General features: G+C 63.8%; 25 protein-coding genes. 18 read left to right on the top strand and 7 right to left on the bottom strand.

The features are described from left to right. Window positions 1–23 precede the first annotated feature (23 nt). Both atpD and U5A89_RS14480 read left to right on the top strand, forming a co-directional pair. Window positions 24–1,469 carry a F0F1 ATP synthase subunit beta gene (atpD, locus tag U5A89_RS14475; RefSeq protein WP_338161769.1) on the top strand — a complete coding sequence of 482 codons (1,446 nt, stop codon included), beginning with the start codon at window positions 24–26 and terminating at the stop codon, window positions 1,467–1,469. Window positions 1,470–1,621: 152 nt separating this feature from the next. Continuing rightward, a complete protein-coding gene (locus U5A89_RS14480) occupies window positions 1,622–1,876 on the top strand; it encodes an ATP synthase F1 subunit epsilon (protein WP_338161770.1) in 255 nt (84 codons plus the stop codon). A gap of 38 nt (window positions 1,877–1,914) precedes the next feature. Here U5A89_RS14480 and U5A89_RS14485 read toward each other — a convergent pair whose 3' ends face one another. The 3 genes from U5A89_RS14485 to U5A89_RS14495 are packed head-to-tail and all read right to left on the bottom strand — an operon-like array spanning window position 1,915 to window position 4,233. After that, on the bottom strand, window positions 1,915–3,057 hold the full coding sequence (locus tag U5A89_RS14485) for a glycosyltransferase family 4 protein (RefSeq protein WP_338161771.1): 1,143 nt from the start codon (window positions 3,055–3,057) through the stop codon (window positions 1,915–1,917). Continuing rightward, window positions 3,057–3,509, bottom strand: a complete 453-nt coding sequence (locus U5A89_RS14490; RefSeq protein ID WP_338161772.1) for a GtrA family protein — start codon at window positions 3,507–3,509, stop codon at window positions 3,057–3,059. Before U5A89_RS14490 ends, U5A89_RS14485 begins: the two co-directional genes overlap by 1 nt. Window positions 3,510–3,513: 4 nt before the next feature. Beyond that, window positions 3,514–4,233, bottom strand: a complete 720-nt coding sequence (locus U5A89_RS14495) for a ferritin-like domain-containing protein (protein WP_338161773.1) — start codon at window positions 4,231–4,233, stop codon at window positions 3,514–3,516. Between the two features lie 165 nt (window positions 4,234–4,398). Here U5A89_RS14495 and U5A89_RS14500 point away from each other — a divergent pair, with 165 nt between their 5' ends. Then, window positions 4,399–5,910, top strand: coding sequence for a hypothetical protein (locus tag U5A89_RS14500; protein WP_338161774.1), 1,512 nt, complete (start codon window positions 4,399–4,401; stop codon window positions 5,908–5,910). Here U5A89_RS14500 and U5A89_RS14505 read toward each other — a convergent pair. Beyond that, complete coding sequence (locus U5A89_RS14505; protein WP_338161775.1) at window positions 5,899–6,624, bottom strand: class I SAM-dependent methyltransferase; 726 nt, start codon at window positions 6,622–6,624, stop codon at window positions 5,899–5,901. The two genes, U5A89_RS14500 and U5A89_RS14505, sit on opposite strands and share 12 nt — an antisense overlap. Beyond that, window positions 6,597–7,598: a glycosyltransferase family 2 protein gene (locus U5A89_RS14510; RefSeq protein WP_338161776.1), complete on the bottom strand. Its 1,002-nt coding sequence runs from the start codon at window positions 7,596–7,598 to the stop codon at window positions 6,597–6,599. Before U5A89_RS14510 ends, U5A89_RS14505 begins: the two co-directional genes overlap by 28 nt. 113 nt (window positions 7,599–7,711) lie before the next feature. On the opposite strand from U5A89_RS14510, the gene U5A89_RS14515 reads away from it, so the two are divergent. The 4 genes from U5A89_RS14515 (at window position 7,712) to U5A89_RS14530 (ending at window position 12,795) form a co-directional block, all read left to right on the top strand. Further along, complete coding sequence (locus U5A89_RS14515) at window positions 7,712–9,235, top strand: integral membrane-like protein (protein ID WP_338161777.1); 1,524 nt, start codon at window positions 7,712–7,714, stop codon at window positions 9,233–9,235. Between the two features lie 23 nt (window positions 9,236–9,258). Then, a complete protein-coding gene (locus U5A89_RS14520; RefSeq protein WP_338161778.1) occupies window positions 9,259–10,785 on the top strand; it encodes a TadA family conjugal transfer-associated ATPase in 1,527 nt (508 codons plus the stop codon). Between the two features lie 232 nt (window positions 10,786–11,017). Beyond that, window positions 11,018–11,818: a class I SAM-dependent methyltransferase gene (locus U5A89_RS14525; RefSeq protein WP_338161779.1), complete on the top strand. Its 801-nt coding sequence runs from the start codon at window positions 11,018–11,020 to the stop codon at window positions 11,816–11,818. A 98-nt stretch (window positions 11,819–11,916) separates the two neighbouring features. Continuing rightward, complete coding sequence (locus tag U5A89_RS14530) at window positions 11,917–12,795, top strand: DMT family transporter (RefSeq protein WP_338163066.1); 879 nt, start codon at window positions 11,917–11,919, stop codon at window positions 12,793–12,795. Here the strand turns inward: U5A89_RS14530 and U5A89_RS14535 are convergent. Beyond that, window positions 12,767–13,198 carry an OsmC family protein gene (locus U5A89_RS14535; protein ID WP_338161780.1) on the bottom strand — a complete coding sequence of 144 codons (432 nt, stop codon included), beginning with the start codon at window positions 13,196–13,198 and terminating at the stop codon, window positions 12,767–12,769. The genes U5A89_RS14530 and U5A89_RS14535 overlap by 29 nt on opposite strands. Window positions 13,199–13,300: 102 nt before the next feature. Here U5A89_RS14535 and U5A89_RS14540 point away from each other — a divergent pair, with 102 nt between their 5' ends. The 11 genes from U5A89_RS14540 (at window position 13,301) to U5A89_RS14590 (ending at window position 23,828) form a co-directional block, all read left to right on the top strand. Beyond that, entirely contained in the window at window positions 13,301–13,666 is a 366-nt protein-coding gene (locus U5A89_RS14540; RefSeq protein ID WP_338161781.1) for a PRC-barrel domain-containing protein, read from the top strand. A gap of 177 nt (window positions 13,667–13,843) precedes the next feature. Next, on the top strand, window positions 13,844–14,512 hold the full coding sequence (locus U5A89_RS14545; protein WP_338161782.1) for an RBBP9/YdeN family alpha/beta hydrolase: 669 nt from the start codon (window positions 13,844–13,846) through the stop codon (window positions 14,510–14,512). A 102-nt stretch (window positions 14,513–14,614) separates the two neighbouring features. Then, a complete protein-coding gene (locus tag U5A89_RS14550) occupies window positions 14,615–14,800 on the top strand; it encodes a YezD family protein (protein WP_338161783.1) in 186 nt (61 codons plus the stop codon). A gap of 152 nt (window positions 14,801–14,952) precedes the next feature. After that, a complete protein-coding gene (locus U5A89_RS14555) occupies window positions 14,953–17,409 on the top strand; it encodes a TonB-dependent receptor (protein WP_338161784.1) in 2,457 nt (818 codons plus the stop codon). 89 nt (window positions 17,410–17,498) lie between these two features. Further along, window positions 17,499–18,371 (top strand): 3-methyl-2-oxobutanoate hydroxymethyltransferase, encoded by an 873-nt coding sequence (panB, locus tag U5A89_RS14560; protein WP_338161785.1) that lies wholly within the window; start codon window positions 17,499–17,501, stop codon window positions 18,369–18,371. Between the two features lie 74 nt (window positions 18,372–18,445). Continuing rightward, window positions 18,446–19,144 carry a tetratricopeptide repeat protein gene (locus U5A89_RS14565; RefSeq protein ID WP_338163067.1) on the top strand — a complete coding sequence of 233 codons (699 nt, stop codon included), beginning with the start codon at window positions 18,446–18,448 and terminating at the stop codon, window positions 19,142–19,144. Next, window positions 19,141–20,508, top strand: coding sequence for an outer membrane protein assembly factor BamB family protein (locus U5A89_RS14570; protein ID WP_338161786.1), 1,368 nt, complete (start codon window positions 19,141–19,143; stop codon window positions 20,506–20,508). The genes U5A89_RS14565 and U5A89_RS14570 overlap by 4 nt, the downstream gene beginning before the upstream one ends. Before the next feature lie 141 nt (window positions 20,509–20,649). Further along, window positions 20,650–22,017, top strand: a complete 1,368-nt coding sequence (gene der / locus U5A89_RS14575) for a ribosome biogenesis GTPase Der (RefSeq protein WP_338161787.1) — start codon at window positions 20,650–20,652, stop codon at window positions 22,015–22,017. A 3-nt stretch (window positions 22,018–22,020) separates the two neighbouring features. Then, complete coding sequence (locus U5A89_RS14580; protein WP_338161788.1) at window positions 22,021–22,233, top strand: sulfurtransferase TusA family protein; 213 nt, start codon at window positions 22,021–22,023, stop codon at window positions 22,231–22,233. Window positions 22,234–22,328: 95 nt separating this feature from the next. Next, window positions 22,329–22,769, top strand: a complete 441-nt coding sequence (locus tag U5A89_RS14585) for an Hpt domain-containing protein (protein ID WP_338161789.1) — start codon at window positions 22,329–22,331, stop codon at window positions 22,767–22,769. A gap of 54 nt (window positions 22,770–22,823) precedes the next feature. Next, window positions 22,824–23,828: an LLM class flavin-dependent oxidoreductase gene (locus U5A89_RS14590; RefSeq protein ID WP_338161790.1), complete on the top strand. Its 1,005-nt coding sequence runs from the start codon at window positions 22,824–22,826 to the stop codon at window positions 23,826–23,828. Here U5A89_RS14590 and U5A89_RS14595 read toward each other — a convergent pair. Then, the gene (locus U5A89_RS14595) at window positions 23,798–24,913 is read right to left on the bottom strand and encodes an acyltransferase family protein (protein ID WP_338163068.1); all 1,116 of its coding nucleotides are present in this window, start codon (window positions 24,911–24,913) and stop codon (window positions 23,798–23,800) included. The genes U5A89_RS14590 and U5A89_RS14595 overlap by 31 nt on opposite strands. Between the last annotated feature and the right edge of the window lie 68 nt (window positions 24,914–24,981).

Raw genomic sequence — 24,981 nt, forward strand, 5'->3', positions numbered from 1 at the left:
ACCCCGCACGCAAGGAAGCAGTCATGGCAACCACCAACAATGTAGGCCGCATTTCGCAGGTCATCGGCGCTGTCGTCGACGTGACCTTCCCCGATGCGCTCCCGTCGATCCTTTCGGCGCTGGAAACCAGCAACAACGGCCAGCGCCTGGTGCTGGAAGTCGCCCAGCATCTGGGTGAGAACACCGTCCGCACGATCGCGATGGATTCGACCGAAGGTCTGACCCGCGGCCAGGAAGTGACCGACACCGGCGCGCAGATCAGCGTCCCCGTCGGCCCCGCCACGCTCGGCCGCATCCTGAACGTCGTGGGTGAGCCGATCGACGAGCGCGGCCCGGTGCAGACCGATATGCGCTCGCCCATCCATGCCAAGGCGCCGGAATTTGTCGATCAGTCGACCGAAAGCTCGATCCTGGTCACCGGCATCAAGGTCATCGACCTGCTCGCCCCTTATGCCAAGGGCGGCAAGATCGGCCTGTTCGGCGGCGCGGGCGTGGGCAAGACGGTGCTCATTCAGGAACTGATCAACAACATCGCCAAGGGCCATGGCGGCACCTCGGTCTTTGCAGGCGTCGGTGAGCGTACCCGCGAGGGTAACGATCTCTATCACGAGTTCCTGGACGCGGGCGTGATCGCCAAGGATGCCGACGGCAACGCGATTAGCGAAGGTTCCAAGGTTGCGCTGGTGTACGGCCAGATGAACGAGCCGCCGGGCGCCCGCGCGCGCGTCGCCCTGTCGGGCCTGACCATCGCCGAATATTTCCGTGACGTGGAAAATCAGGACGTGCTGTTCTTCGTGGACAACATCTTCCGCTTCACCCAGGCGGGCGCGGAAGTGTCCGCTCTGCTCGGCCGTATCCCGTCGGCCGTGGGTTATCAGCCGACCCTGTCGACCGACATGGGCCAGCTGCAGGAGCGCATCACGTCGACCAACAAGGGGTCGATTACCTCGGTGCAGGCCGTGTACGTGCCTGCGGACGATTTGACCGATCCGGCGCCGGCGACCTCGTTCGCGCATCTTGATGCGACGACCGTTCTCAACCGTGCGATTTCGGAACTCGGCATCTACCCGGCGGTCGATCCGCTCGACTCCACCAGCCGCGTGCTGGAGCCGCGCACAGTTGGTCAGGAACATTATGACACCGCCCGCGCGGTCCAGTCGATCCTGCAGAAGTACAAGTCGCTGCAGGACATCATCGCGATCCTGGGCATGGACGAGCTGTCGGAAGAGGACAAGCTGACCGTCGCGCGCGCGCGCAAGATCCAGAAGTTCCTGTCGCAGCCCTTCCACGTCGCCGAAGTCTTCACCGGCATCAGCGGCAAGTTCGTCCAGATCGAAGACACGGTGAAGTCGTTCAAGGCCGTGGTCGATGGCGAATATGACCATCTGCCCGAAAACGCCTTCTACATGGTCGGCGGCATCGACGAAGCGATCGAGAAGGCCAAGAAGCTGGCTGCCGAGGCCGCGTAAGACAAAGGCTTCCCCTCCCTGTCCGGGAGGGGATTGAGGGGTGGGTCGCGAGCGAAACGAGCGTGCATCTATCCCCAAAGGTTGCAGGCGATTGCTGCGCAATCGCACCCACCCCCGGCCCCTCCCTTAAAAGGGAGGGGGGAGTTTATTTGATGGCACTGCATTTCGAACTCGTGACCCCGGAAAAGCTGTTCCGCTCGGAAGAGGTCTATCAGGTGGTCGTTCCCGGCACTGACGGCGACTTCGGCGTGCTGGAAGGCCATGCGCCTTTCATGTCGACGGTCCGCGACGGTAACATCCAGATCTTTGCATCGGCGGGCGCCGCGCCGGAGATCATCCCGGTCGAAGGTGGCTTTGCCGAGGTGAATGAAAAGGGTCTGACCGTCCTCGCTGAAAAGGCCGGCTGATCGGAAGGACATTCGACCTGCCGGTTGCGGCGTGGTCGTCAGGAGGGGCGCCGATGGCGTCCCTTTTGCATGGTGCGATAGACGCGTTCGACGGCCGCCGACGCGGCGTCCCAGGCATAAAGCGCGCTACGTTCCCGCGCCAGAGCGCCCAATGCGCGCCGTTGCGCAAGGGATGTCGCCAATGCGGTGACGGCCGTGCAGGCTGCTGCTTCATCCAAAGGCGGGCATAGGCGCCCGGCGCGGCCGTCGTCCAGCAAAGCGCGCGAACCCGGCGCGTCCGCCGCGACGATCGGCAAGCCCGCCGCCATCGCCTCCAGCACGACATTGCCGAACGTCTCGGTCATGCTGGGGTGATAGAAGATATCGGCGCTGGCGACGGCGCGGGCCAGGCTTTCGCCCTCCAGATGCCCCAGGACGATCGCGTCGCCGATCGCTTCGAAATCGCGGCGGGCCGGTCCCTCCCCTACGACCAGCGCGCGCACGGGCAAGCCCTGTCGCTGCAACTGTCGAGTGACTGCGATGAAAGAGGCTACGCCTTTTTCCCGTACCAGCCGTCCGAAGAAGAGCAGCGCGATCTCACCGTCGCCTATCCCAAGCGCCCGGCGCCAGGCTGGGTCGCGACGCGCCGGATCGAACAGCGCGCGGTCAACACCCCGGCTCCATACGCTCACGGCATCGTCGCAACGCAGCAGGCGCATATCTCCGGCAAGCTGGTCGGTCGGCACCAGCACATGGTCGCTGCGGCGGTAGAAGCGGGCCAGATGCGCCTCGGCCAGCGGGCGCAGCCAGCCCAGGCGATAATGTTCGAGATAGGTTTCGAACAAGGTATGCTGGCTGGCGACGATCGGCACGCCACGCGCCTTGGCGAAACTCTGGGCGCGCGTGCCCAATATGTCCGGCGTCGCGACATGGACGATGTCGGGATCGAAGCGCACAAGGTCGCGGCGGATGGCGGCGGGCAGGCCAAGGGCGAGTTGAAATTCGCCGCGCACCGGCAAGGTAAACGACGGGACCGGCACCAGCGTGCCCGCCGGTTCGAAGGCGGGCGTGTCGGTCACCGGCGAATAGACGCGCACCTGATGCCCGGCGGTCGCCTCCAGCCAGCCGACCAGCCGGTTGAGCGCCTGATTGGCCCCTTCGCGCAAATAATTATAGTTGCCGGTGAAGAGAGCGATACGCATCAGAGGCGACGAAAATTGAGCAGCGCGTTGAGCGCGAACATGACCAGCCCGGCGAAGACCGACACTACTATGCGTGCGAGCAGATAGTGGATTGGCGTATAGTGCAGTAGCAGCGCGTAAAAGCCCATGGTAATGCCCAGCCCCAGTCCGCCGCTGGCGAGGAAATAGATATAGCCGCTGGCGATCGCCCGGTCGGTCCCGCGAAAGATCCAGCGGCGGCCCAGCGCATAATGCAGCGAATTGGCCGCGACGAAACCGATCCCCGCCGCGAACACGCGCTTCATGCTGAAAAATTCGACCAGCACCCACAACAGGGCCAGGCTGAGCGCGAAGACCAGGCAGGACACGACGGTGTTGCGCCACAGCATCGTCGCCGCCTTACGCGACAATAGCCGTGCGGTCAGGCCGCCGCGCGCAGGCCCGTCAGGCGCGCGCGCCGCTTCATCCAGCAAAGGCTCAGGCCAGGTCGAAATGCGCTGTCACCGCTTCCATCCGCTCGGCGGCATCGGGCCAGTCCGCACGTCGGCGCATGAAGGGATTGAGGAACAGCAGCGGCAGTTTGAGGAACAATAATTCGCTATGGATGAAGCCGTCCACGGCCTTTTCCCAGCGCGTGTGTTCACGCCGGTGATGGCTGCGCAACCAGTCGTCATAGGGCGCCCAGTGGCTCGGTTCATCGCGGTGAACGATCGCGAAAATCTTCATCAGCACCTTGTCGTCGCGCACCAGCGGATGGGCGAGCAATGTCTCCACCTGCTTGAAGCCGCGTTTTTCCGTCAGGGAAATGATGCGACACAATTTTTCGAACTGGTCGTCATTGTCGATCACGCCCTGGGTGTCGAGCTGATCGATACCGCGATGGAACATGATCTCCACGAAGCGATCAATATGGCCGCAGGCGCGATCGACATGCAGCGGCATCGTGCCGCGCAGTTCGAACCAGCGCCGGAACATGAGATAATGTTTGCGTTCGTCGGCGCGATGCCGCTCCACCGCTGCGATCAGCGCGATGTCGTCGGGCGAGCGGACGCGGATCGCCTCCAGCACGCGATCGATGGCCGTATAGCCGCGATGCTCGTTATAAATGTAGATCGACCCGAGTAAGTCGAGATACCGCTGACGCAACCATTCCCGCACCCTTGGACGGTATGCCTGCCCATGGGCAGTGTCAATCACGGGAAATCCTCTGCTCATATTTGGAAACTCAACGGAAATATTCCGATCGCTCGTCTGCGCTTGCGGCGATGAATTGCGGATGAAGCGTATCGGGAACCGCTTCGTTCCGCTTCCGCCATTTCCCGCATTGCTGCCTCGCCACTTCCTTGCCATGGAACAGGTCCGATGACCGCCGCGCCCGCCCCTGCCATGTCGCCCCTGTCCGCCACGGCGCGCGCCATCCCCGGCGGCTGGCTGATCGCGGCGATCGCGGCCTGGCTGGGCATCGGACAGTTGCTGTTGTGGCGCTTCCTCGATGTCATGCCGGTCGCGGCCTATGCCTTGGGCGGCCTGTCGCTATGTGCGCTATGCTGGTCGATCATGCGGGCGACGCGCGGCTTTGCCGGGCCGACGCCCGCAACGCTGCTGACCTGTATCGCCATTTCGCTGCTGCTGCTGCTGCTGGGGGGCGAAGGGCGTTTCTTCTACGCCAATATCGATTGGCAGGTGCGGCTGGCGGCGATGCGAGACATGGTCGTCAATCCCTGGCCCTTCGTCTATACCGCGCGCACCACCCCCGATGTGCTGCGCGCGCCGATCAGCATGTTCCTGGCCCCTGCCCTGATCGCCAAGGCGCTGGGAGGCCGCGCGGGCGACATCGCGTTGCTGGTGCAAAATAGCCTGATGCTGGGGAGCGTGCTGGCGCTCGGCTCCACCCTGTTCGATACGCGCCGCGCACGCTGGGTGGCGCTGGTCGTCGTCATCGGATTTTCCGGGCTGGATGCGCTGGGCCGCATATTGTTTCGCGGCGGCCTGTCGGACCATCTCGAAAACTGGGCCTATCTTCAATATAGTTCGACCATCACCCTGGCCTTCTGGGTGCCGCAACATGCGCTGTCCGGCTGGATCGGCGCGCTGGCCTATCTGCTCTGGCGCCGGGGAAAGGCGCCATTGGGCGTGACATTGGCGCTATTGCCGCTGACGGCGCTGTGGTCGCCGCTGGGGCTGATGGGCGCGATGCCGTTCGCTGTCCTGGCGGGGGTGCAGACGCTGCTGCGCCGCGAACTCAAGGTCCGCGATATCGCACTGCCGGCACTGGCGACTTTGCTTGCCATTCCCGGCCTCCTTTATCTGGGCGCGGCGAATGACGGGGTGGGTGCGCGGTGGATGGCGGTCGCCCCCGTGCAATGGGGCATATTCGAACTGCTGGAGGTGCTGGTCTACGCCGCGCCGCTGGCGCTGCTGGTCCGCCGCCCGCGCTTCGGGCGCGATACGCTGGCGCTGCTGACGCTGTGGCTGCTGGCTATCCCGTTCGTCCAGGTCGGCTGGTCGATCGACTTCATGATGCGCGCGTCGATCAGCGCGTTGACGATCCTGGCGGTCATGCTCGCCGACGCCCTGATCCACGCGCCGCGCAGCCGCCCGTGGCTGATCGTGCCGCTGCTGATCGGCGCCATCACCGGCTGGCATGAGGTGCGTCGCGCACTCGTCTATCCTGCCGCACCGACTGTGCGATGCAGCGTGATCAGAGCCTGGCAGCAGAGCTTCGGCCGCTTCCCCATGGGTTCCTATCTTGCGCCGTTGGACGCGGTGCCGCGCGCGATCCGCCCGGTGCACCCAACGCCGGTGGACGCACAAGAGCCTGCCCATTGCTGGGACGGGCATTGGCATCATCCCGACGATGCGTCAGGCCGATAATATCGCGTAGAGCGACAGGCCGATCGGAAAGCGAATGCGGCCGAGCAGATGGCGTTCCCAGCCGAATATGATCCGGAGGGCATGATTGACAGGCGGCGACGGTTCCGCGTCTAGCCCACCTTTACGGCGCAGCAGCCGGTGCGCCGTGCGTGTGGCGACCGCGATGGGGAAAAGCAGGCTGTTGAAATAGCCGACCGATTCCACCTTCAGCCCGGCGGCCTGCGCGACCGCGCGCAATCCCGACAAGGTATAGCGGCGTTTATGATGATGCAGTTCGTCATGATCGGACCAGAGCCAAGGCACTGCCGGCACGGTCAGCAGGATGCGCCCGCCCTGTGCCAACCGATCCCGCAAGGCGGCCAGCGATGCGCGATCTTCCTCCACATGCTCTAGCACGTCGAGCAATGCGATCAGGTCGTAGCGTTGATCGCCAAAGCCGATCCGGTCCGGCAACATGCCCGGTTCCACACGGGCAACGCCGCGCGCCGTCGCCAGCGCCCGCGCTTCCCCATCATATTCCAGCGCTTCCACGCCGCCATGGTCGGCCAGCATCGCCAGATTGCCGCCCGTGCCGCACCCGGCCTCCAGGATACGCGCGCCCGGCTGCAGGGCCATCTGCGTGCGGATCAGCCGATCCAATATGGCGCGACGGGCGACGAACCACCAATGGCTCCCCTCCTGCGCGCTCATGCTCGCATAGGCTGATCGGTCCATGTCTCATCCTTTTCAGGCAGGTGATTGGGGTGGATCGGACTATGTGCGTCCACCACATAGAGCGGTCGCTTGCGCACTTCGCGTGCGACCCGCCCCAGATATTCGCCGATGATCCCAAGGCTGAGCAGGTTAAGCCCGCCCAACATCAGGACCGCGACCATGATCGACGCATAGCCGGGCACGTCGACGCCGGTGATGATCGTGTGCAGCACCAGGAACGCTGCATAGGCAAAGGCCAGCATCGCGATGCCACCGCCGATATAGGACCAGATGCGCAGCGGCATGGTGGTCGATGCGGTGATGCCGTCGATCGCCAGCGACCATAGCTTGCCCAGCCGCCATTTGGTCGTGCCAGCCCCGCGCGCGGCACGGACATAATCGACCGTCGCGACGCGAAAGCCGATCCAGGAGAACAGCCCCTTGTGGAACCGCGCCTGTTCGCCCAGCTGCTTGACGACATCGACCGCCTTGCGATCGAGCAGGCGGAAATCGCCGACATTTTCCGGGATTGGATGATCGGACAGCCGGTTGAGCAATGCGTAGAAGCCGCGTGCGCTCGTCCGCTTGAGCCAGTTGTCGCTGGACCGGTCGATGCGGCGGGCGTTGACGACCTGCGCACCGGCCAGCCAGGCGCGCACCATATCGACGATAACAGCGGGCGGGTCTTGCAAATCCACGTCGATCGGGATGACGGCGTCGCCCACCGCATGGTCTATGCCAGCGGCCAGCGCGGCTTCCTTGCCGAAATTGCGGGACAGGGACAGGCAGCGCACATCCGGATTCAGCCGTGCCAATATGGCGATGATATCGCCGGTACGGTCGGAACTGCCGTCATCCACGAACAGATATTCCGCGCGCGCATCCGGCCCGATCAGGGCCAGCGCATCAGCCACCGCCGGGCGCGCCGCGTCGAGGAACAGGGAAATCGCCTCCTGTTCGTTATAGACCGGAATGACGATCGACAGGGTCGACATCGCGCGCAACTTTCCCCAGAGAATGGGGATGCTATCGGCCGAAATGGTTAACGCCGCGTAAGCGCCTGACCCGCGCACAGGATTTATTTACCATATTCCGGCATGGCGTTGTCATGCCCTTGCGCCTGCTGCCCCTCATTCGCCACCCCGCCTGCATCCTGACGCTATTTGGCGTGCTGCTGATGCTGCCGGCCCTGTTGTGGGGGCCGGGCTTTACCCATTCAAACCAATATAATCTGCTGTGGACCGCGCATTTCGGGCAGGAAATGGCCGCCGGTCATCTCTACGAGCGCTGGTTGCCCGGTAGTTTCGAAGGGTTGGGCAGTCCGACCTTCTATTTCTACCCGCCCTTCGCCTATTGGATCGGCGGCGCTTTCCATGCGGTGGGCTTTGCCGTGCCGACGGCGGTCAACCTGACCGGGTTGGCGCTGCTGGTGGCATCGGGCCTGGCAATGCATCATTGGCTGGCGACGCGCGGCACCCGGCCATTGCTGGGCGCGATGCTGTATATGGCCGCGCCTTATCATCTCTATGACATCTATGTGCGCGGAGCGCTGGCGGAAGCGACCGCGTTCGTCTGGCTGCCGCTGATCGCGCTGGCGATCGACCGGCTTCCGGCCCGGCGGGGCGTCGTGCTGCTGGCGACGGCCTATGCAGGCCTGCTGATCAGCCATCTGCCGCTGGCGATGCTGACCGGCCTGTTCCTGATCGCGCCGCTGATCGGGTGGCGATTGTGGCAGCGCGCGCCGATATTGCCATCAGCCATTGTTTCGGGGGTGCTGGCCTTTGCGCTGGCCGCCTTCTTCCTGATCCCGGCGCTGACGCTGCAATCCCACGTGTCGATATCCTTATTGTGGGTGCAGGATTATCGGGCGACGGATTGGTCGATCTGGAACAGCAGTTTCGAACTCTTTCCCTGCCTGGCGCTGGGGCTGATCCTGCTCGCCTGGCCCGCGGCGCGGACGCCATGGGGCGCGATCGCGATCGTGACGGCGTTGCTGTCCGTCCGCCTCATCCCGTTCGTCTGGGAGATATCCTTGCTCAACAAGGTGCAATTTCCCTGGCGCGCCTTTTGCATTGCGGAGTTTGCGGCGATCACCGCGCTGGCGGGCAGTCGGTTGCGCCCGGCGCTGCTGGTCGGTGCGGGCGTGTTGCTGCTGTTCCCCTATCTGTTCGGTGGCCTGCTGACCGCCGCTTTTCTGCGCAAGCCCGTCGATCAGGCGCTGATCGCGCGGGTCGCGCCGGATGCGCCCGAATATCTGCCGCGTGGCTTCGACCTGTCGCGCGTGCGCCCGAACGATCGCTGGGTCGATCTGACGCCGTGGCGCGCGCTGCCGCGTGGCGACGCGATAGTGGTCGAGCGGGCGGGACCGGTGACGCTGGGCCATGCCGCCTTCCCGATCTGGCAAGTCACGCGCGACGGCCGTCCCGTGCCCAGCAGCGGGCCGTTGCTGCATTTCGATGCGACGCCGGGCCTCTATCGCGTCGAACGGCAGCGCCTGTGGCAGGAGACGCTGGGCAGCGCCATCAGCTTGGTCGCGCTGCTGCTGTTGGCGATACTCGCATTACGTCAACGCGGCATTAGCCATTTGTCAAAGTTTCCACCCTATTCACCTGCACAACCTAGATCACATTGATCGCGACGAAATGGCGGAGACATATGAGCGCCTTTGGACGGAAGAATGGACCCGCCGGCATAAAGTCCGGCTTTGGCGTTGCCCGCCCGATGCAGGGGGGCACCACCAAGGAGGAGTCGCGCGGTGGCGAACAGTTCCCGCCGCTCGACATCGCGTCGCTGCCAGGCGAAATAGCGTTCGACCCCTTGTCGGCGCCGACCAACCAGATGCAGCGCAACGCCGATGCGATGGCGCGCCTGTCCGACCGCGCCAATGCCGAGCATGTGCCCGACGCCGGGCCGCAGGGTTTCGAAGCGAGCGTCCACAAGATCAAGGAGCAGGTGCTGCCCCGCCTGCTGGAGCGGGTCGATCCCGAAGCCGCCGCGACGCTGACCAAGGATGAATTGGCGGAGGAATTCCGCCCGATCATCATGGAAGTGCTGGCGGAATTGAAGCTGACGCTCAACCGGCGCGAGCAGTTCGCGCTGGAAAAGGTGCTGGTGGACGAGCTTCTGGGCCTGGGTCCGCTCGAAGAGTTGCTGAACGACCCGGACATCACCGACATCATGGTGAACGGGCCGGAGCAGACCTATATCGAAAAGAAGGGCAAGCTGGTCATCGCGCCGATCAAGTTCCGCGATGAAGAGCATCTGTTCCAGATCGCCCAGCGTATCGTGAACAAGGTCGGCCGCCGCGTCGACCAGACCACGCCGCTGGCCGACGCCCGCCTGCCCGACGGTTCCCGCGTCAACGTGATCGTGCCGCCGCTTTCGCTGCGCGGGACTGCCATTTCGATTCGTAAATTCTCCGCCAAGCCGATCACCATCGACATGCTTGCCCAATGGGGCGCGATGTCGCCCAAGATGGCGACCGCGCTGAAGATTGCGGGTGCGTGCCGGTTCAACATCGTGATTTCGGGCGGTACGGGTTCGGGCAAGACCACGATGCTCAACGCGCTGTCGAAGATGATCGACCCGGGCGAACGCGTGCTGACGATCGAGGATGCGGCCGAACTGCGTCTGCAACAGCCGCACTGGCTGCCGCTGGAAACCCGCCCGCCCAACCTGGAAGGTCAAGGCGCGATCACCATCGGCGATCTCGTCAAGAACGCCCTGCGTATGCGGCCCGATCGCATCATCCTGGGCGAAATTCGTGGCGCGGAATGTTTCGACCTGCTCGCCGCGATGAACACCGGCCATGACGGCTCCATGTGTACGCTCCACAGCAACTCGCCCCGCGAGTGCCTGGGCCGTATGGAAAATATGATCCTGATGGGGGACATCAAAATCCCCAAGGAGGCCATTTCCAAGCAGATCGCCGATTCGGTCGATTTGATCGTCCAGGTTAAGCGCCTGCGCGACGGGTCGCGCCGCGTCACCAACGTGACCGAAGTGATCGGCATGGAAGGCGACGTCATCGTCACGCAGGAATTGTTCAAGTTCGAATATCATGACGAGGATGACAGCGGAAAGATCATCGGCGAATATCGGTCGATGGGCCTGCGTCCCTACACGCTGGACAAGGCGCGGATGTTCGGCTTCGACCAGCCGTTTCTGGAAGCCTGCCTGTAAGCATTGACCAGGGATCAATAGCGTGTTGTTCCCCGGCGAAGGCCGGGGTCCAGTTCTACGCTCTGGACTGGACCCCGGCCTGCGCCGGGGAACACCATCACTGTCCCCGATGCAGCATAATCATCGCGTTTTGGTATGAGATTAGGTGCTGGCAGGGATTTCTCTCTCGCTACCCCTTGCGCCCGGTACAAGGGACCGGCACATCACCCTCTCCCTAGAGAGGATGTCCCCGATGAACCGTCTCGCCCTGATCGCTGCTGCCGTCGCCATTCTGCCGGTCGGTGCCGCCGTCGCCCAACATGCCGGCCACAACAAAGCGGCAGCCCCAATCGCCGCCGCCGTCGCCGCCCCCAGCCGCACCCCCGCCAACCTCGCCCGCGACAAATATCGCCATCCTGCCGAGACGCTGACCTTTTTCGGTGTGACACCGAGTCAGACAGTTGTTGAATATGCGCCGAGCGGCGGATGGTATTCGGAAATCTTGGCCCCCCTGCTGCGCGCCAAGGGCACATTCTACGCCGTGCAGCCCACTGGCCGCGGGCTGGACGCGTATAAGAGCTTCCTCACCGCCAAGCCGACCGTCTACGACAAGGTCAAGCTGGTCGCCTATCCCGAAGAGGTCGGCTCCATTCCAGCAGGCAGCGTCGACACGGTGCTGACGTTCCGCAATGTCCATAATATGGTGATGGCGGGAACCGAGGCCGCGACTTTCAAGGCGTTTTTCACCATGCTCAAGCCCGGCGGCACACTGGGCGTGGTCGATCACCGCTTGCCCGAAGACCGCGACGTCGCGCTGGAAAAGAGCAGCGGTTACCTCAAAGTCTCCACCATTCGCCGCATCGCGCAGGCGGCGGGCTTCGAATATGTCGGTGCGTCCGAAGTGAACGCCAATCCCAAGGACACGGCCGACTGGGCCAAGGGCGTATGGACCCTGCCCCCGGTTCTGGCGCAGAAGGATGTGGACCGGGACAAATATCTCGCCATCGGGGAAAGCGACCGGATGACGCTGAAATTCCGCAAGCCACTGAAATAAGCATTTGAAATAAGTACTGGCCCGGTTGCGTCCCGACGCAACCGGGTTAAGGCAGCGGCGTGACCGCCCCTGCCCGCCCCCATCGCCCGCTCTTCGCCATCGGGCTACGCCTGATCGCGGTGCTGTGCCTGTCGGTCATGTTCGTGACCGTGCGGGTGGCCAGCGAACATGGCGTGCATGTCGTCGAATCGCTATTCTACCGACAGTTGCTGGCGCTGCCGATGATCCTGATCTGGGTCGCGTTGGCAGGCGGCCTGCGCACCGTGCGGACTCGGCGGATCGGCGTACATGCCAGCCGCATGATGCTGGGGCTGACGGGGATGCTGCTCAATTTCCTGTCCTACATCCTGTTGCCCCCGGCGGAGGCGGCGACGATCGGTTTCACCATGCCGATCTTCGGTACGATATTGTCGGCGCTGATCCTGCGGGAGGCGACCGGCATCCATCGCTGGGCGGCAGTGCTGGTCGGATTTTTGGGCGTGCTGGTGATCGTGCGGCCGGATGCGGGCCATTTCCCGATGCAGGGCGTCGCGGTCGCCATCGCCGCCGCGCTGGTCACCGCCAGCGTCAGCCTGGTGCTGCGCGAACTGGGCCGGACCGAAGCGGCCGGCGTCGTCGTCTTCTGGTTCACCGTCCTGTCGATGATCCCACTGGGTATCGCCATGCCCTTCGTCGCGCAGGCGCATGATGCGCTGACCTGGGGGTTGCTGCTGGTGATCGGCCTGTTCGGCGGTATCGCGCAACTGTGCCTGACCGCGGCGCTCCGCTGGGCGCCGGTGTCGGTGGTGCTGCCGATGGATTATACGACGATCATCTGGACCACCCTGCTGGGCGTCGCAATCGGCGAGAATTGGCCGATGGCGACGACCTGGGCAGGCGCTGCTCTGATCGTCGCCAGCGGCCTTTATATCGCCTGGCGCGAACATGTCCGCGCCAGGCGTCCGGTCGTCAGTTCAGCAGTTCCGCCTCAAGGCTGATATCGGCCTTCAGCAATTTGGAAATCGGGCAATTGGCTTTCGCCTTGCCCGCCAGATCCTGAAACGTCGCGTCGTCGGTGCCGGGGATGGTCGCTTTCAGCGTCAGCTTGCTGGCGGTCACGGCAAAGCCGTCATCCTGTTTTTCCAGCGTCACGACGGCGGTCGTTTCCATCTTCTCCGCCGTCAGCCCCGCTTCGCCCAGGATCAGCGAGAGCGCCATGGTGAAGCAGGAGGCATGGGCGGCGGCGATCAGTTCTTCCGGATTGCTGCCCGGCTGCCCTTCGAACCGGGTGGCGAAGCCATAGGGATAGGCGTCCAGCGCGCCGCTCTGGGTCGAAATCGCGCCCTTCCCGTCCTTCAGGCCGCCGGTCCAGACGGCCGAACCGCTGCGATTGATTTTCATGGCTATTGCTCCCGATGATGATGCGTTGTGATGCGCCGGAGGAACCCCGCCGGGTTCCCCATGGTTGCACAGCATAGCTGCATTTTTCACAGGAGCATGACAATGTCTGACCCCAGCATGGAAAATCATGGTGCGCTGATCGCGTCCGACCGGGTAGAAGGCACCGCCGTCTATAATCGGCAGGGCGATCATCTGGGCAAGATCGCCAACTTCATGGTGGACAAGGTAAGCGGGCAGGTCCGCTATGCGGTGCTGTCCTTCGGCGGGTTTCTGGGCATCGGCAATGACCATTATCCGCTGCCCTGGTCGATGCTAAACTACGACACCGAACAAGGCGGCTATGTCATCGACCTCGACAAGGCAGTGCTGGACAATGCGCCCCATTATGCGGGCGAACAACGGCCCGACTATGACGATGGCTATGGCCGCAACGTGTACCAATATTATGGGATGATCTATCACTGGTAACCGGCCTGCATGGTCAGCCGAGCGGCTGGTCTGGCATCGTGCCGGTCCGGCCGCTTTGGCGTTGACGAAACGACTTTCCGGTTGCCTAGATTTCACCACAATTCATCGCTTGGTCATTGTCTACCAGATAAATAGAATTACTGTGTAAGGCTCGATAGCGAGGATGAGGACCAGACCATGGAGCGATTCGGTTTTTCGGGTGACACGCGCCAGCCGGTCGTTTTGACCATCCCCGGCCTCAACAATAGCGGGCCGGGCCACTGGCAGACATTATGGGAAGACACGCGCGGCGATTGCGAAAGAGTCGATCTGGGCAGTTGGGCCAGCCCCAATCGCAACGCCTGGGTCACGCGGCTGGACAGTGCGATCCGCGAAGCCAATGCGCCCGTCATCCTGGCGGCGCACAGTCTGGGTTGCATGGCCGTCGCCTGGTGGGGGGCATTGCAGAGCCAAGCCTATGGCTGGCCGGTGACCGGCGCGCTGCTGGTGGCGCCACCCGATTGCGACCGGATGGAAACGCCCGAGACGATCGGCGGCTTTGGTCCCACGCCGCGCGCGCAACTGCCCTTCCCCTCGATCATCGTCGCCAGCCGCGACGATCCCTATATCTTCTTCGAACGCGCCCATAGCGTCGGCAAATATTGGGGCAGCCAGTTCGTCGATGCGGGCTATGCCGGGCATATCAACGCGGATTCAGGCCTTGGCGATTGGCAGTTCGGCCAGACGCTGCTGGAACGACTGATCGACAATGCGCAGGAACAGGCGTCGGCCATGCGCCAGATGCGCCCGGCCCTCCCCATGGCGCAGCAGGACCGCCAGATCGGCGCCCCCGCACTTTATCCTTGAAGGCTCACCCCGAGGGGCGCGACAAGACAAACTTGCGCGCCCCTTATATTTGCTTTTTTGTCTATCTTTGGAGTTGAGATACTAAGCGGGAAAGAGGTGTCCATGAGCGAACATAAACCGATCGATCTGCGTCCTATTCGGGAAGGCCAGCGCGCCGACATCGCCGCCAGCATCGACAAGGTGCGCGGCGTTTTGGAGGCGCTGCGCTTCGGATCGATCACGCTGACCGTCCATGACGCGCGCGTGGTGCAGATCGACGTGACGGAAAAGACGCGCTTGACGGGCTGAAGACGGCCGGGGGCATAGGTTCGGGTCGGGCACGACCCATGCGGCGGGGGGTGAGCCGCATCATTAGCATCACCCCCAGAAGACATCGGCCGACCGGGCGACCGGAAAGGCCGCAATCACATCACCGGACATTCGGATAAAAGGGGAATATCATGATTGCGCGTTTCCTGTTGCTCGCCAGTGTGGCGGGCGCTTCTTTCATCACGCCCAGCGCCTTTGCGCAGGATGCGGCCCCGGCCGCCCCGCAGGATGCCGAACAGGCCAATGTGCGCGGCGACGTGATCGTCGTCACAGCGCGCCGCCGCCAGGAAACCGCCCAGGAAGTGCCGTTGGCGATCTCCGTCGTGCGTGGCGACAGCATCGAGGCGACCGGCAATTTCAACATCGTGAAATTGCAGCAGCTGGCGCCCACGCTTCAGGTCTACACCACCAACCCGCGCAACACGTCGGTCAACATCCGTGGCCTGGGCGTGCCGTTCGGCCTGACCAGTGACGGCTTCGAACAGGGCGTCGGCATTTATGTGGACGACGTCTATAACAGCCGTGTCGCCGCTGCGACCTTCGACTTTCTGGATGTGGCGCAGGTGGAAGTGCTGCGCGGGCCGCAGGGCACGCTCTATGGCAAGAACACGACGGCGGGCGCGATCAACATCACGACCAACCAGCCGACCTTCGATTTCGAAGGGCGCGCGGAACTGACCGTCGGCAACCTGAACCTCAAGCAGGCGAAGGCCGCCATTTCCGGCCCGCTGTCGGACAAGATCGCCGCGCGCGTCGCCATTGCCTCGACTAGCCGTCGCGGCACGCTCTACAATGTGACGAGCCGCCGCTGGATCAACGAGCAGGACAATCTGGGCATTCGTGGGCAGTTGCTGTTCAAGCCCAATGACGATTTCAGCGTCACTTTGTCGGGCGATTACAGCAAGCAGGATCCGGAATGCTGCGGCACGACCTTTGTGCGCGTGGGCAAGACGCAACGTGCGCTCAACCGGCAATATGACGCTCTGGTCGCCGCGATCAATGCCGCCAATCCGGGTCGCAATTATGCGACGCCCAGCACCAATCCCTATGACCGGCTGAGCGACCTGGATTCCAACTTGAACGCGGGCAACAAGATCGGCGGCGTGTCCGCCAAGGTGAAGTGGGATGTCGGCCCCGGCACGCTGACGTCGGTCACCGCCTGGCGCTTCTGGGACTGGAAGCCGGAAAACGACCGCGACTTCACCGGCCTGTCGATCGTCGCCAAGTCGCAGAACCCGTCGCAGCAGGACCAGTATAGCCAGGAATTCCGCTATAATTATGACAGCGAGAAGATCGACTTCGTGGTTGGCCTGTTCGGCTTCAAGCAGCGGATCGACACGCAGGGCACCGAGCAGCAGGGCGCTGACGCCAGCCGCTGGAGCCTGACCGGCGCACAGGCGAGCAATCCCAGCATTCTCCAAGGTCTGACCGCCAGCAACACGCAATTTTTGAAGAGCACCAGCGCCGCTTTGTTCGGCCAGTTGAGCTGGAAAGTGACGGACGCACTGACCATCCAGCCGGGCGTGCGCCTGAATTACGACAAGAAGTCGGGCTTTTACGAACGGATCGTGACCAACGGCCAGGGTCAGGTGATCAGTTGCACGCCCACCCCGGCGGCCGGATCGGTGCTGGCGGCGCAGTGCGGCGTCTATCAGCCCCAGATCAGCGCGCCGTCCGACAGCGCGTGGAACTTCACCTACGACTTCAACGTCAATTATAAGGTCGCACGCGACGTGCTGGCCTATGCCACCTATGCCAAGAGCTTCAAGACGCTGGGCATCAACCAGAACGGCCTGCCGCTCAACGCCGACAATACGGTCAATTACGATGCGGGTACGGTGAAGCCGGAAGGCGTGCATCATTATGAGATCGGCCTGAAGACCCAGTTCTGGGATCGCCGGGCGACCTTCAACCTGTCGGCCTTCCGCACCGACATCAAGAATTTCCAGGCGACGGTGAATGGCGGCCAGTTCGGCACGGTGCGCGGTTACCTGGCGAACGCGGAAAAGGTGCGGTCGCAAGGGATCGAGGCGGACTTCAAGATCGTCGCCAGCGACCGCTTCACCGCTTATGCCAACGGCGCCTATACCGACGCTCAATATAAGAAATTCACCAACGCGCCCTGCCCGCCCGAACTGTCGGGCGGCACGTTGCAGCCCGCCAATCAGGCGGCGGATTATTCGCAGCCCGGCGTGCCGGGTGCGCTCAGCCCGCGCCAGTGCGACATTTCCGGCCAGGATTTGCCTGGCGTGTCGAAATGGGCCTTCTCCTACGGCGCGGAATATAACATTCCGGTCACGCTGCTGGCGAAGGAAGGCCAGGTCTATGTCGGCGTCGATGGCAATTACCGGTCGCATTGGAACAGCAATGCGTCGCCATCCATCTATACCGAGGTGAAGGGCTATGCGCTGACCAACTTCCGCGCGGGCTTCCGCGGCGAAGGCTTCGATGTGTTCGGCTGGGTCCGCAACGCGTTCGACGTGAACTATATCGAAAATCTGCAGGTCGCGCCGGGCAATACCGGCCTGATCGCAGGCCAGGTCGGCGATCCGCAGACCTGGGGCGGCACGATCAAATTCTCCTTCTGATGCGATCGTGACGGGCCGGGGCGGCGCACCATGCCGCCCCGGCCCGTCCGGCATTTGCGACTCGCGGCGCGCTACGGTAGAGCGCGTCCATGTCCACGACCTTCACGCTCGACACCGCGACCAGCCGCGCCAATCCCACCCCAGCGCCGATGAAGCGCCTGACCGTGCCCGCCATCCAGCGGCGCAAGTTCGAGGGGAAGACCAGCGAGCCGCTGGTGATGCTGACTGCCTATACCGCGCGGCAGGCGCAGTTGCTCGATCCCCATTGCGACATGCTGCTGGTGGGCGATTCGCTGGGCCAGGTCATTTACGGCCTGCCCTCTACGCTGGCCGTCACGCTCGACATGATGATCGCCCATGGCGCGGCGGTGGTGCGCGGCAGCTATCACAGCGTCGTGCTGGTCGACATGCCGTTCGGCAGCTATGAATCCTCGCCGCAGCAGGCCTTTGCCAGCGCCAGCCGGGTGATGGCGGAAACCGGCTGCGCTGCCGTCAAGCTGGAGGGGGGCGAAGCCATGGCGGAAACGATCGCCTTCCTAAGCCAGCGCGGCATCCCGGTGATGGCACATATCGGCCTGACCCCGCAGGCGGTGAACGCGCTGGGCGGCTATGGCGCGCGCGGCAAAAGCCAGCAGGAGCATGCCAAGATCATGGCCGACGCCCGTGCCGTCGCCAATGCGGGCGCCTTCGCGATGGTGCTGGAGGGGGTGATGGAGGATCTCGCCATCGCCATCACCGACAGCGTGGATGTGCCCGTCATCGGCATCGGCGCGTCGGCCCATTGCGACGGGCAGGTGCTGGTGACCGAAGACATGTTGGGCATGTTCGACCGGGTGCCGCGCTTCGTCAAACGCTATGAAAATATCGCCGAAACCATCGATGGCGCTGCCGCGCGTTACGCCGCTGAAGTACGGACTCGCAGCTTTCCCACCGTCGATCAGGTGTACCGTCCCAAAATTTGATTTGCCTGTGGCATAAGCACCGCTATTGATCGCCCCTTCCGGCACCGTTGCTGGTCCATTTCTCGGAGAATATCGTGGCCCTGACGCCGCAAAATAGTGAAGCCTTCATGCGAGAGGTCGATGATGCCGTCCGTCAGGACCGGCTTTTGACCTTCTGGGAACGCTATGGCCGCTGGATTCTGGTGGCCGTGGTCGTCGGCCTGGTCGCCTTTGGCGGTTGGCTCTACTGGCAGCATTATAGCAAGACGCAGGCCGAAGCCGTGTCCGAGCAGATGGACAGCGTGCTGAGCGCGGCATCGGGCGGCGCAGCCCCCGACGCCAAGGAGCTCGACGCACTGACCAAGGCGAGCCAGCCGGGCTATCGCGCATCCGCGCTGCTGGTGCAGGCGGGCGTGGCATCGCGCAAGGGCGATACGAAGGGCGCGGTCGCCCTCTATGCCGCCATGGCCGCCGACACGAAGTTGGACCAGCCCTATCGCGACCTGGCGCTGATCCGCCAGACTGCGCTGGAGTTTGAAAGCCTCAAGCCCCAGCAGGTGGTCGACCGGCTAAAGCCGCTGGCGATCGAGGGCGCGCCATGGTTCGGCAGCGCCGGTGAACTGGTCGCCATCGCCTATATGAAGATGGGCAAGACCGATCTGGCAGGGCCGATGTTCGCAGCGATGGCGAAGGACGTGAACGTCCCGCAATCGATCCGTTCACGCGCGCGTCAGATGGCAGGATTAATGGGAATCGACGCGGTCGAGATTCCGGCCGAGGCGAGCGAAGGATGATCGAGCGGATGGGAATGACGAGCATGAAAGCCTTCGCACCGATAGGCCGGACCGTAACGATGGCCGCACTGATCGCCCTGGTCGCTGGTTGCGGCGTGATCGGCGGCAAGAAGGGCGGCCCCAAGACGCCCGTGGTTGGCAATCGCGTATCGATCCTGAACAGCGAACAGGGGGTCGAAATCGAGCCCAGCCTGGCCGACGTGCCGGTCACCCTGCCCGCCCCTTATGTCAACGACAGCTGGACGCAGCCGGGCGGTGATCCGTCCAAGGCGATGGGCCATGTGTCGCTGGGCGGATCGCCGACGCAGGTGTGGACCGCATCGATCGAGGGCAGTTCGCCCCAAGCGCGGCTGGCCGCCTCGCCGGTCGTCGCGGGCGGCAAGCTGTTCGTGACGGATGCGGGCGCGCATGTCATCGCCTTCGACGCGGCGAGCGGCGCGAAGCTGTGGCAAACCAACCTGCCGTCTGAGGGCAAGGGTAACGGCCGCACGCTGTTCGGCGGCGGCGTGAGCGTTCTTGGCGACCGGGTGTTCGCCAGCACGGGCCTGGGCGACGTGTTCGCGCTCAACGTGGCCGATGGCGCGATCGTGTGGAAGAAGCATCTGTCCGGCCCGCTGCGTGGCGCGCCGACGTTGGAAAACGGCCATGTCTATGTGATGGGCCAGGACAACCAGATTTTCGCGCTGAACCAGACCGATGGCGAAACCCAGTGGACCGACAGCGGCACGTTGCAGGTGACGGGCATTTTCGGCGTCGCCGCCCCCGCCGCCGCGCAGGGCACGGTGGTCGCGGGCTATAGCTCAGGCGAAATCAGCGCCTATCGCTATGAAAATGGCCGCAGCCTGTGGGGCGACGCTTTGTCGCGCACCAGCATTTCGACCGCCGTGGCGTCGCTGACCGATATCGACGCCGACCCGGTGATCGACCGCGGCCGCGTCTTCGCGATCGGCCAGGGCGGCCGCATGGCGTCCTATGAATTGACCAGCGGCCAGCGGCTGTGGGAAATCAACATTGCGGGCATTTCGACCCCCGCCGTGGTGGGCGAATGGGTATTTGCGGTAACCAGCGATGCCCGCCTGCTATGCGTGGCGCGCGCCACCGGCAAGATCCGCTGGGTCAGCCAGTTGCGCCGCTGGCAAAAGGAAAAGAAGAAAGACAAGGCGATCCGCTGGACCGGCCCGGTGCTGGCCGGTGGTCGCCTGATCGTCGTGTCGACGCGTGGCGAGATGGTCTATGTCGATCCCACGACCGGTTCGGTGCAATCGACGGTCGATGTGGATCGCTCCATGTCGCTTTCGCCGATCGTGGCGAACAACATGCTCTATATCCTGGCCGACGACGGAAAGCTGACGGCGTACCGTTAAAAGGCCGATTTTAGAAAAAACATGTGCTCCTGCGAAAGCAGGAGCCTAGGGTGAGGCAAGTGACCTAAAACCCTGGGCTCCTGCGTTCGCAGGAGTACGGCGTTTATATCGCAGATTTGATATTGGAAGGAACGGGCCTCCATGATGCCCACAGTAGCCATTGTCGGACGCCCCAATGTGGGCAAGTCCACCCTGTTCAACCGCCTGGTCGGCAAGAAACTGGCGCTGGTCGATGACCAGCCCGGCGTAACCCGCGACCGGCGGGAGGGCGAGGCGCATCTGCTGGGCCTGGACTTCACGATCGTCGATACCGCCGGTTACGAGGATGAGGACGCCCAATCCCTGCCCGGCCGGATGCGGATGCAGACCGAAGCGGCGGTCGAAAATTGCGATGTCGCCCTGTTTATGATCGACGCGCGCGCGGGCATCACCCCGCTGGACGAGGAAATCGCCCGCTGGCTGCGCGCCAATGATGCGCCCGTCGTGCTGGTCGCCAACAAGGCGGAGGGCAAGGCGGCGGACGACGGCGTCATGGAATCCTTCTCGCTGGGCCTGGGCGAACCCATCCCCTTTTCCGCCGAACATGGCCAGGGTCTGGCCGACCTGTTCCAGGCGCTGCTCCCCCATCTGGAGCGCGAGGGCGACGAACCGCATGAAAAGGAATTTTACGAGGATGACGAGAGCGCACCGCTCAAGCTCGCCATCGTCGGCCGCCCCAATGCGGGCAAGTCCACGCTGATCAACCGACTGCTGGGCGAAAACCGCCTGCTGACCGGGCCGGAAGCGGGCATTACCCGCGACAGCATTGCCGTCGATTGGATGTGGACCAGCCGCGAAGGCGTCGAGCGTCCCGTCCGCCTGATCGATACCGCAGGGATGCGCAAGCGCGCCAAGGTGCAGGAAAAGCTGGAAAAGCTGGCCGTGTCCGACGGCATTAATGCGGTCAACTTCGCCGAAGTCGTCGTACTGATGATCGATTCGACCCGCGGGCTGGAAGCCCAGGATCTCAAGATCGCCGACCGGGTGCTGGAGGAAGGACGCGCGCTCGTCGTCGCCCTCAACAAATGGGATACGGTCGAACATGGGTCGGCCCTGTACCAGGGCATCAAGAAGGCGCTGGACGAAGGCCTGGCGCAGGTGCGCGGCGTGCCGATCATGACCATATCCGGGGCGACCGGCAAGGGTCTGGACGACCTGATCCACGTCGCCTTTGAAACGCGCACCGCCTGGTCGCAGCGCGTGTCCACCGGCGTGCTCAACCGCTGGTTCGAAACCGCGCTGGAGGCCAATCCGCCCCCCGCGCCGGGCGGCAAGCGGATCAAGCTGCGCTACATCACGCAGAACAAGACCCGCCCGCCGACCTTCGTGCTGTTCGGTACGCGTCTGGACGATCTGCCCGAAAGCTATCGCCGCTATCTGGTCAACGGCATCCGCCGCGAACTGGGCTTTGGCGCAGTGCCGGTGCGGATGACACTGCGCAGCCAGAAAAACCCGTTCGCGACGAAATAGCAGATGGCGGACGATCCCGTCGCCGTGAACGCCAGGGGCATGCAATGTCCCTGGCCCGCGCTGCGCGCCGCGCGCGCGCTGCGTGAAGCGGACGCCATCGTGATCGAGGCCGACGATCCGATCGCCGCGAGCGAACTGGCGGCGCTGGCACAGGCGCAGGGCTGGACCTTCGCGGCGTTGGGCGACCATCGGTTCGCCTTGTCACGCCCGGCCTGAATCCTATCCGAAGCGGTCCGCATTCCGCCTCATTTTAACGCCCTGTTTACGCGCATCGCCTATTCTCGCTTCGTTGTAGTGAGGGAGCGGCGCGGGTGTCCTATCAAGATACCGAATTGGTCAGTTGGAGCGAATTTACCCGCACCCGCGGTGAGCTGGGCGCCGCCTTTTCGCGTATCCTTGGCTATTTCCGGGAAGATGGCGTCAAATCGATCAGCGCCGTCGAGGATGCCTTTCGCGCAAGGAATGCCGCCGCCCTCGTCTCCCCTGCCCATACGCTGAAAGGTGAAGCCGCGCAGTTCGGCGCCTATCGCCTCAGCGCCATGGCGGAAGAGGTCGAGATGGTCGCCCGCCGTTGCGTGGAAACCCATGAAAGCCCGGACGAATTGATCGAGGTCGTCGTAGCGATGCGCCCCTGTTTCAGCGAAACGATGGCGCTGCTCGATCGTGACGCCAATCCGCTGGCCGCCCGTCGGCCCGCCACATTCGGCCGTCGCGCCGAAACGCCGACCCAGGGATTTGGCCGCGCGGTCTGAGATATTGACCCATAGGTCTTGAAGTAAAACCCATCATACGCCCATATGATGGGCATGACCCGTTTTTCCCTGCTCGACCTCGTCCCCGTTCGCGAAGGCGATAGCGTCGCTACCGCTTTCGCCAACGCCGCCGACCTTGCCGTTCATGCCGAAGCGCTGGGCTATCATCGCTACTGGGTGGCCGAACATCATGGCATGGCGGGCATCGCTTCGGCGGCCACGGCCGTGGTGCTGGCGCATATCGGCCATGCGACATCGACCATCCGCATTGGGGCTGGCGGCATCATGTTGCCTAATCACGCGCCGCTGGTGATTGCTGAGCAGTTCGGCACGCTGGACGCCCTCTTCCCGGGGCGCATCAACCTGGGCCTTGGCCGCGCGCCGGGTTCGGACCAGAGGGTTGCGCAGGCGATCCGCCGCAACCTGTCCGGCGGGGCGGATCAGTTCCCACGCGACGTGATGGAATTGCAGGCCTATTTTGCCCAAGACGAACGGCTGAGCATTCAGGCGACACCGGGCGCGGGCGCCGACGTACCGCTATGGATACTCGGCTCCAGCCTCTATGGCGCGCAACTGGCTGCCGCACTCGGCCTGCCCTACGCCTTTGCATCGCATTTCGCCCCTGCCGCGCTGGACGAGGCGATCGCCATTTATCGCCGCGACTTCCACCCGTCGGCCCAGCTCAAACATCCCTATGTGATGGCGGGCTATAATGTGTTTGCCGCCGATACCGGCGACGAGGCCCATCTGCTCGCCAGTTCGATGCAGCAGGCCTTCGTGCGTTTGCGCACCGGGCAGCCGGGCAAGTTGCAGCCGCCGGTGCCGGGCTATTATGACGATCTGCCGCCCCAGGCGCAGGCGATGCTATCCGACGTGCTGAGCGTCTCCAGCATCGGCACGCAGGCGGATGTCGAGCGCGACATCGCGGCGTTCCTGCGCCGTACGCAGGCGGACGAACTGATCCTGACCGCTCAGATTTTCGATCCGGCGGCGCGCAAGCACAGCTTCGCCATCGCCATGGCGGCGGCTCAGGCGGTGACTAGTCGCGAAACCGTCTGAGGCTCCGGCCGCTTCAACCGGCCGCCGCTCAGCACCGCCGCCGCGCCCGGCGCGACCCGGCGCAGCCCTGCGCCAATCAGCATGACCACGCCTAGCACCATGAACGGTTGGGCGATCAGGTAGAAGGGATAGAGGGGCGTGCCCATCTTCCCGAATACGCCGCCCAGGACCGGTCCGAACAGCCAGATCAGGATCAGGTGCGCGCAGAACAGGAAGAAGGCGTAAGGCTCGATCCGCAGCAGCATCGGGCGCGCCGGGCTGGCCGCCAACGCCCAGGCCAGTCGCCAGAAAGCCACAGCCGCCGCGATCCGCAGCACCAGGTCCAGCGCCCGTTGCGCCAAAGGCCAGGCGTCGTCGCCGACCGTCACGACAAGATAAAGCTGCGCCATCATCAGCAGCGCGAATGGCGCCGCCGCCAGCAAGGCTGGCGTACCCGCAACCCGCTCGGCCCAGCCGCCGCGCTGCGCCAATATGCCGATCGAAAAGAAGACCAGGATCGATGCACGCATTAGGATGGGCGGGCCGAACCCGGCGATGTGGCACGCCGCCGCTATGGCTGCGACCACCACCAGCGACCAGCTTGGCATCCGCACCAGCACAGGCGCAGCGACCATGCACAGGAACAGGTCACGCAGGAACGGCATCTGTACGTTGATGTCGGGATTGCGCGTGAGGATCAGCACTTCGTTGACCGTCCACCAGACCGACTTGGGGATCGGCGCCGACAGACCCAATTGCCATGCCGCGCCCGATACCAGCAGAATGGCGATGATATTCCACAGGATCATCGGCAGCACGATGGTGCGCGCCTTGCGCTCGACATGGCGGCGCCAGTCCAGCGTCACTTGCGATCGCGCGACCAGCCAGCCGGAAATCACGCCCAGCAATGGCACTGCGCTGCGCCCGAACAATTCCATCAACAGCCAGCGCAGATCATCCTGCCCGGTGCCGCGCAGCGCTTTCAACGCTTCGCCATTCAGCCCAGTCCAGGCATGGACATAGACGACGCCCAATATGCAAATGACGCGCGCGATGGCGATCGCGGCGGAACGATGCGCTCCATCTGCCTTGACGATATTGGACACCCGATAATCCTGATAGTTGCCTAAACCCAATGCCCGAAGCTGATCCATGTTCCTCTTCGGCATGGCAA

This window comes from Sphingobium sp. HWE2-09, assembly GCF_035989265.1.
In the GTDB taxonomy this organism is placed as follows: Bacteria; Pseudomonadota; Alphaproteobacteria; order Sphingomonadales; family Sphingomonadaceae; genus Sphingobium.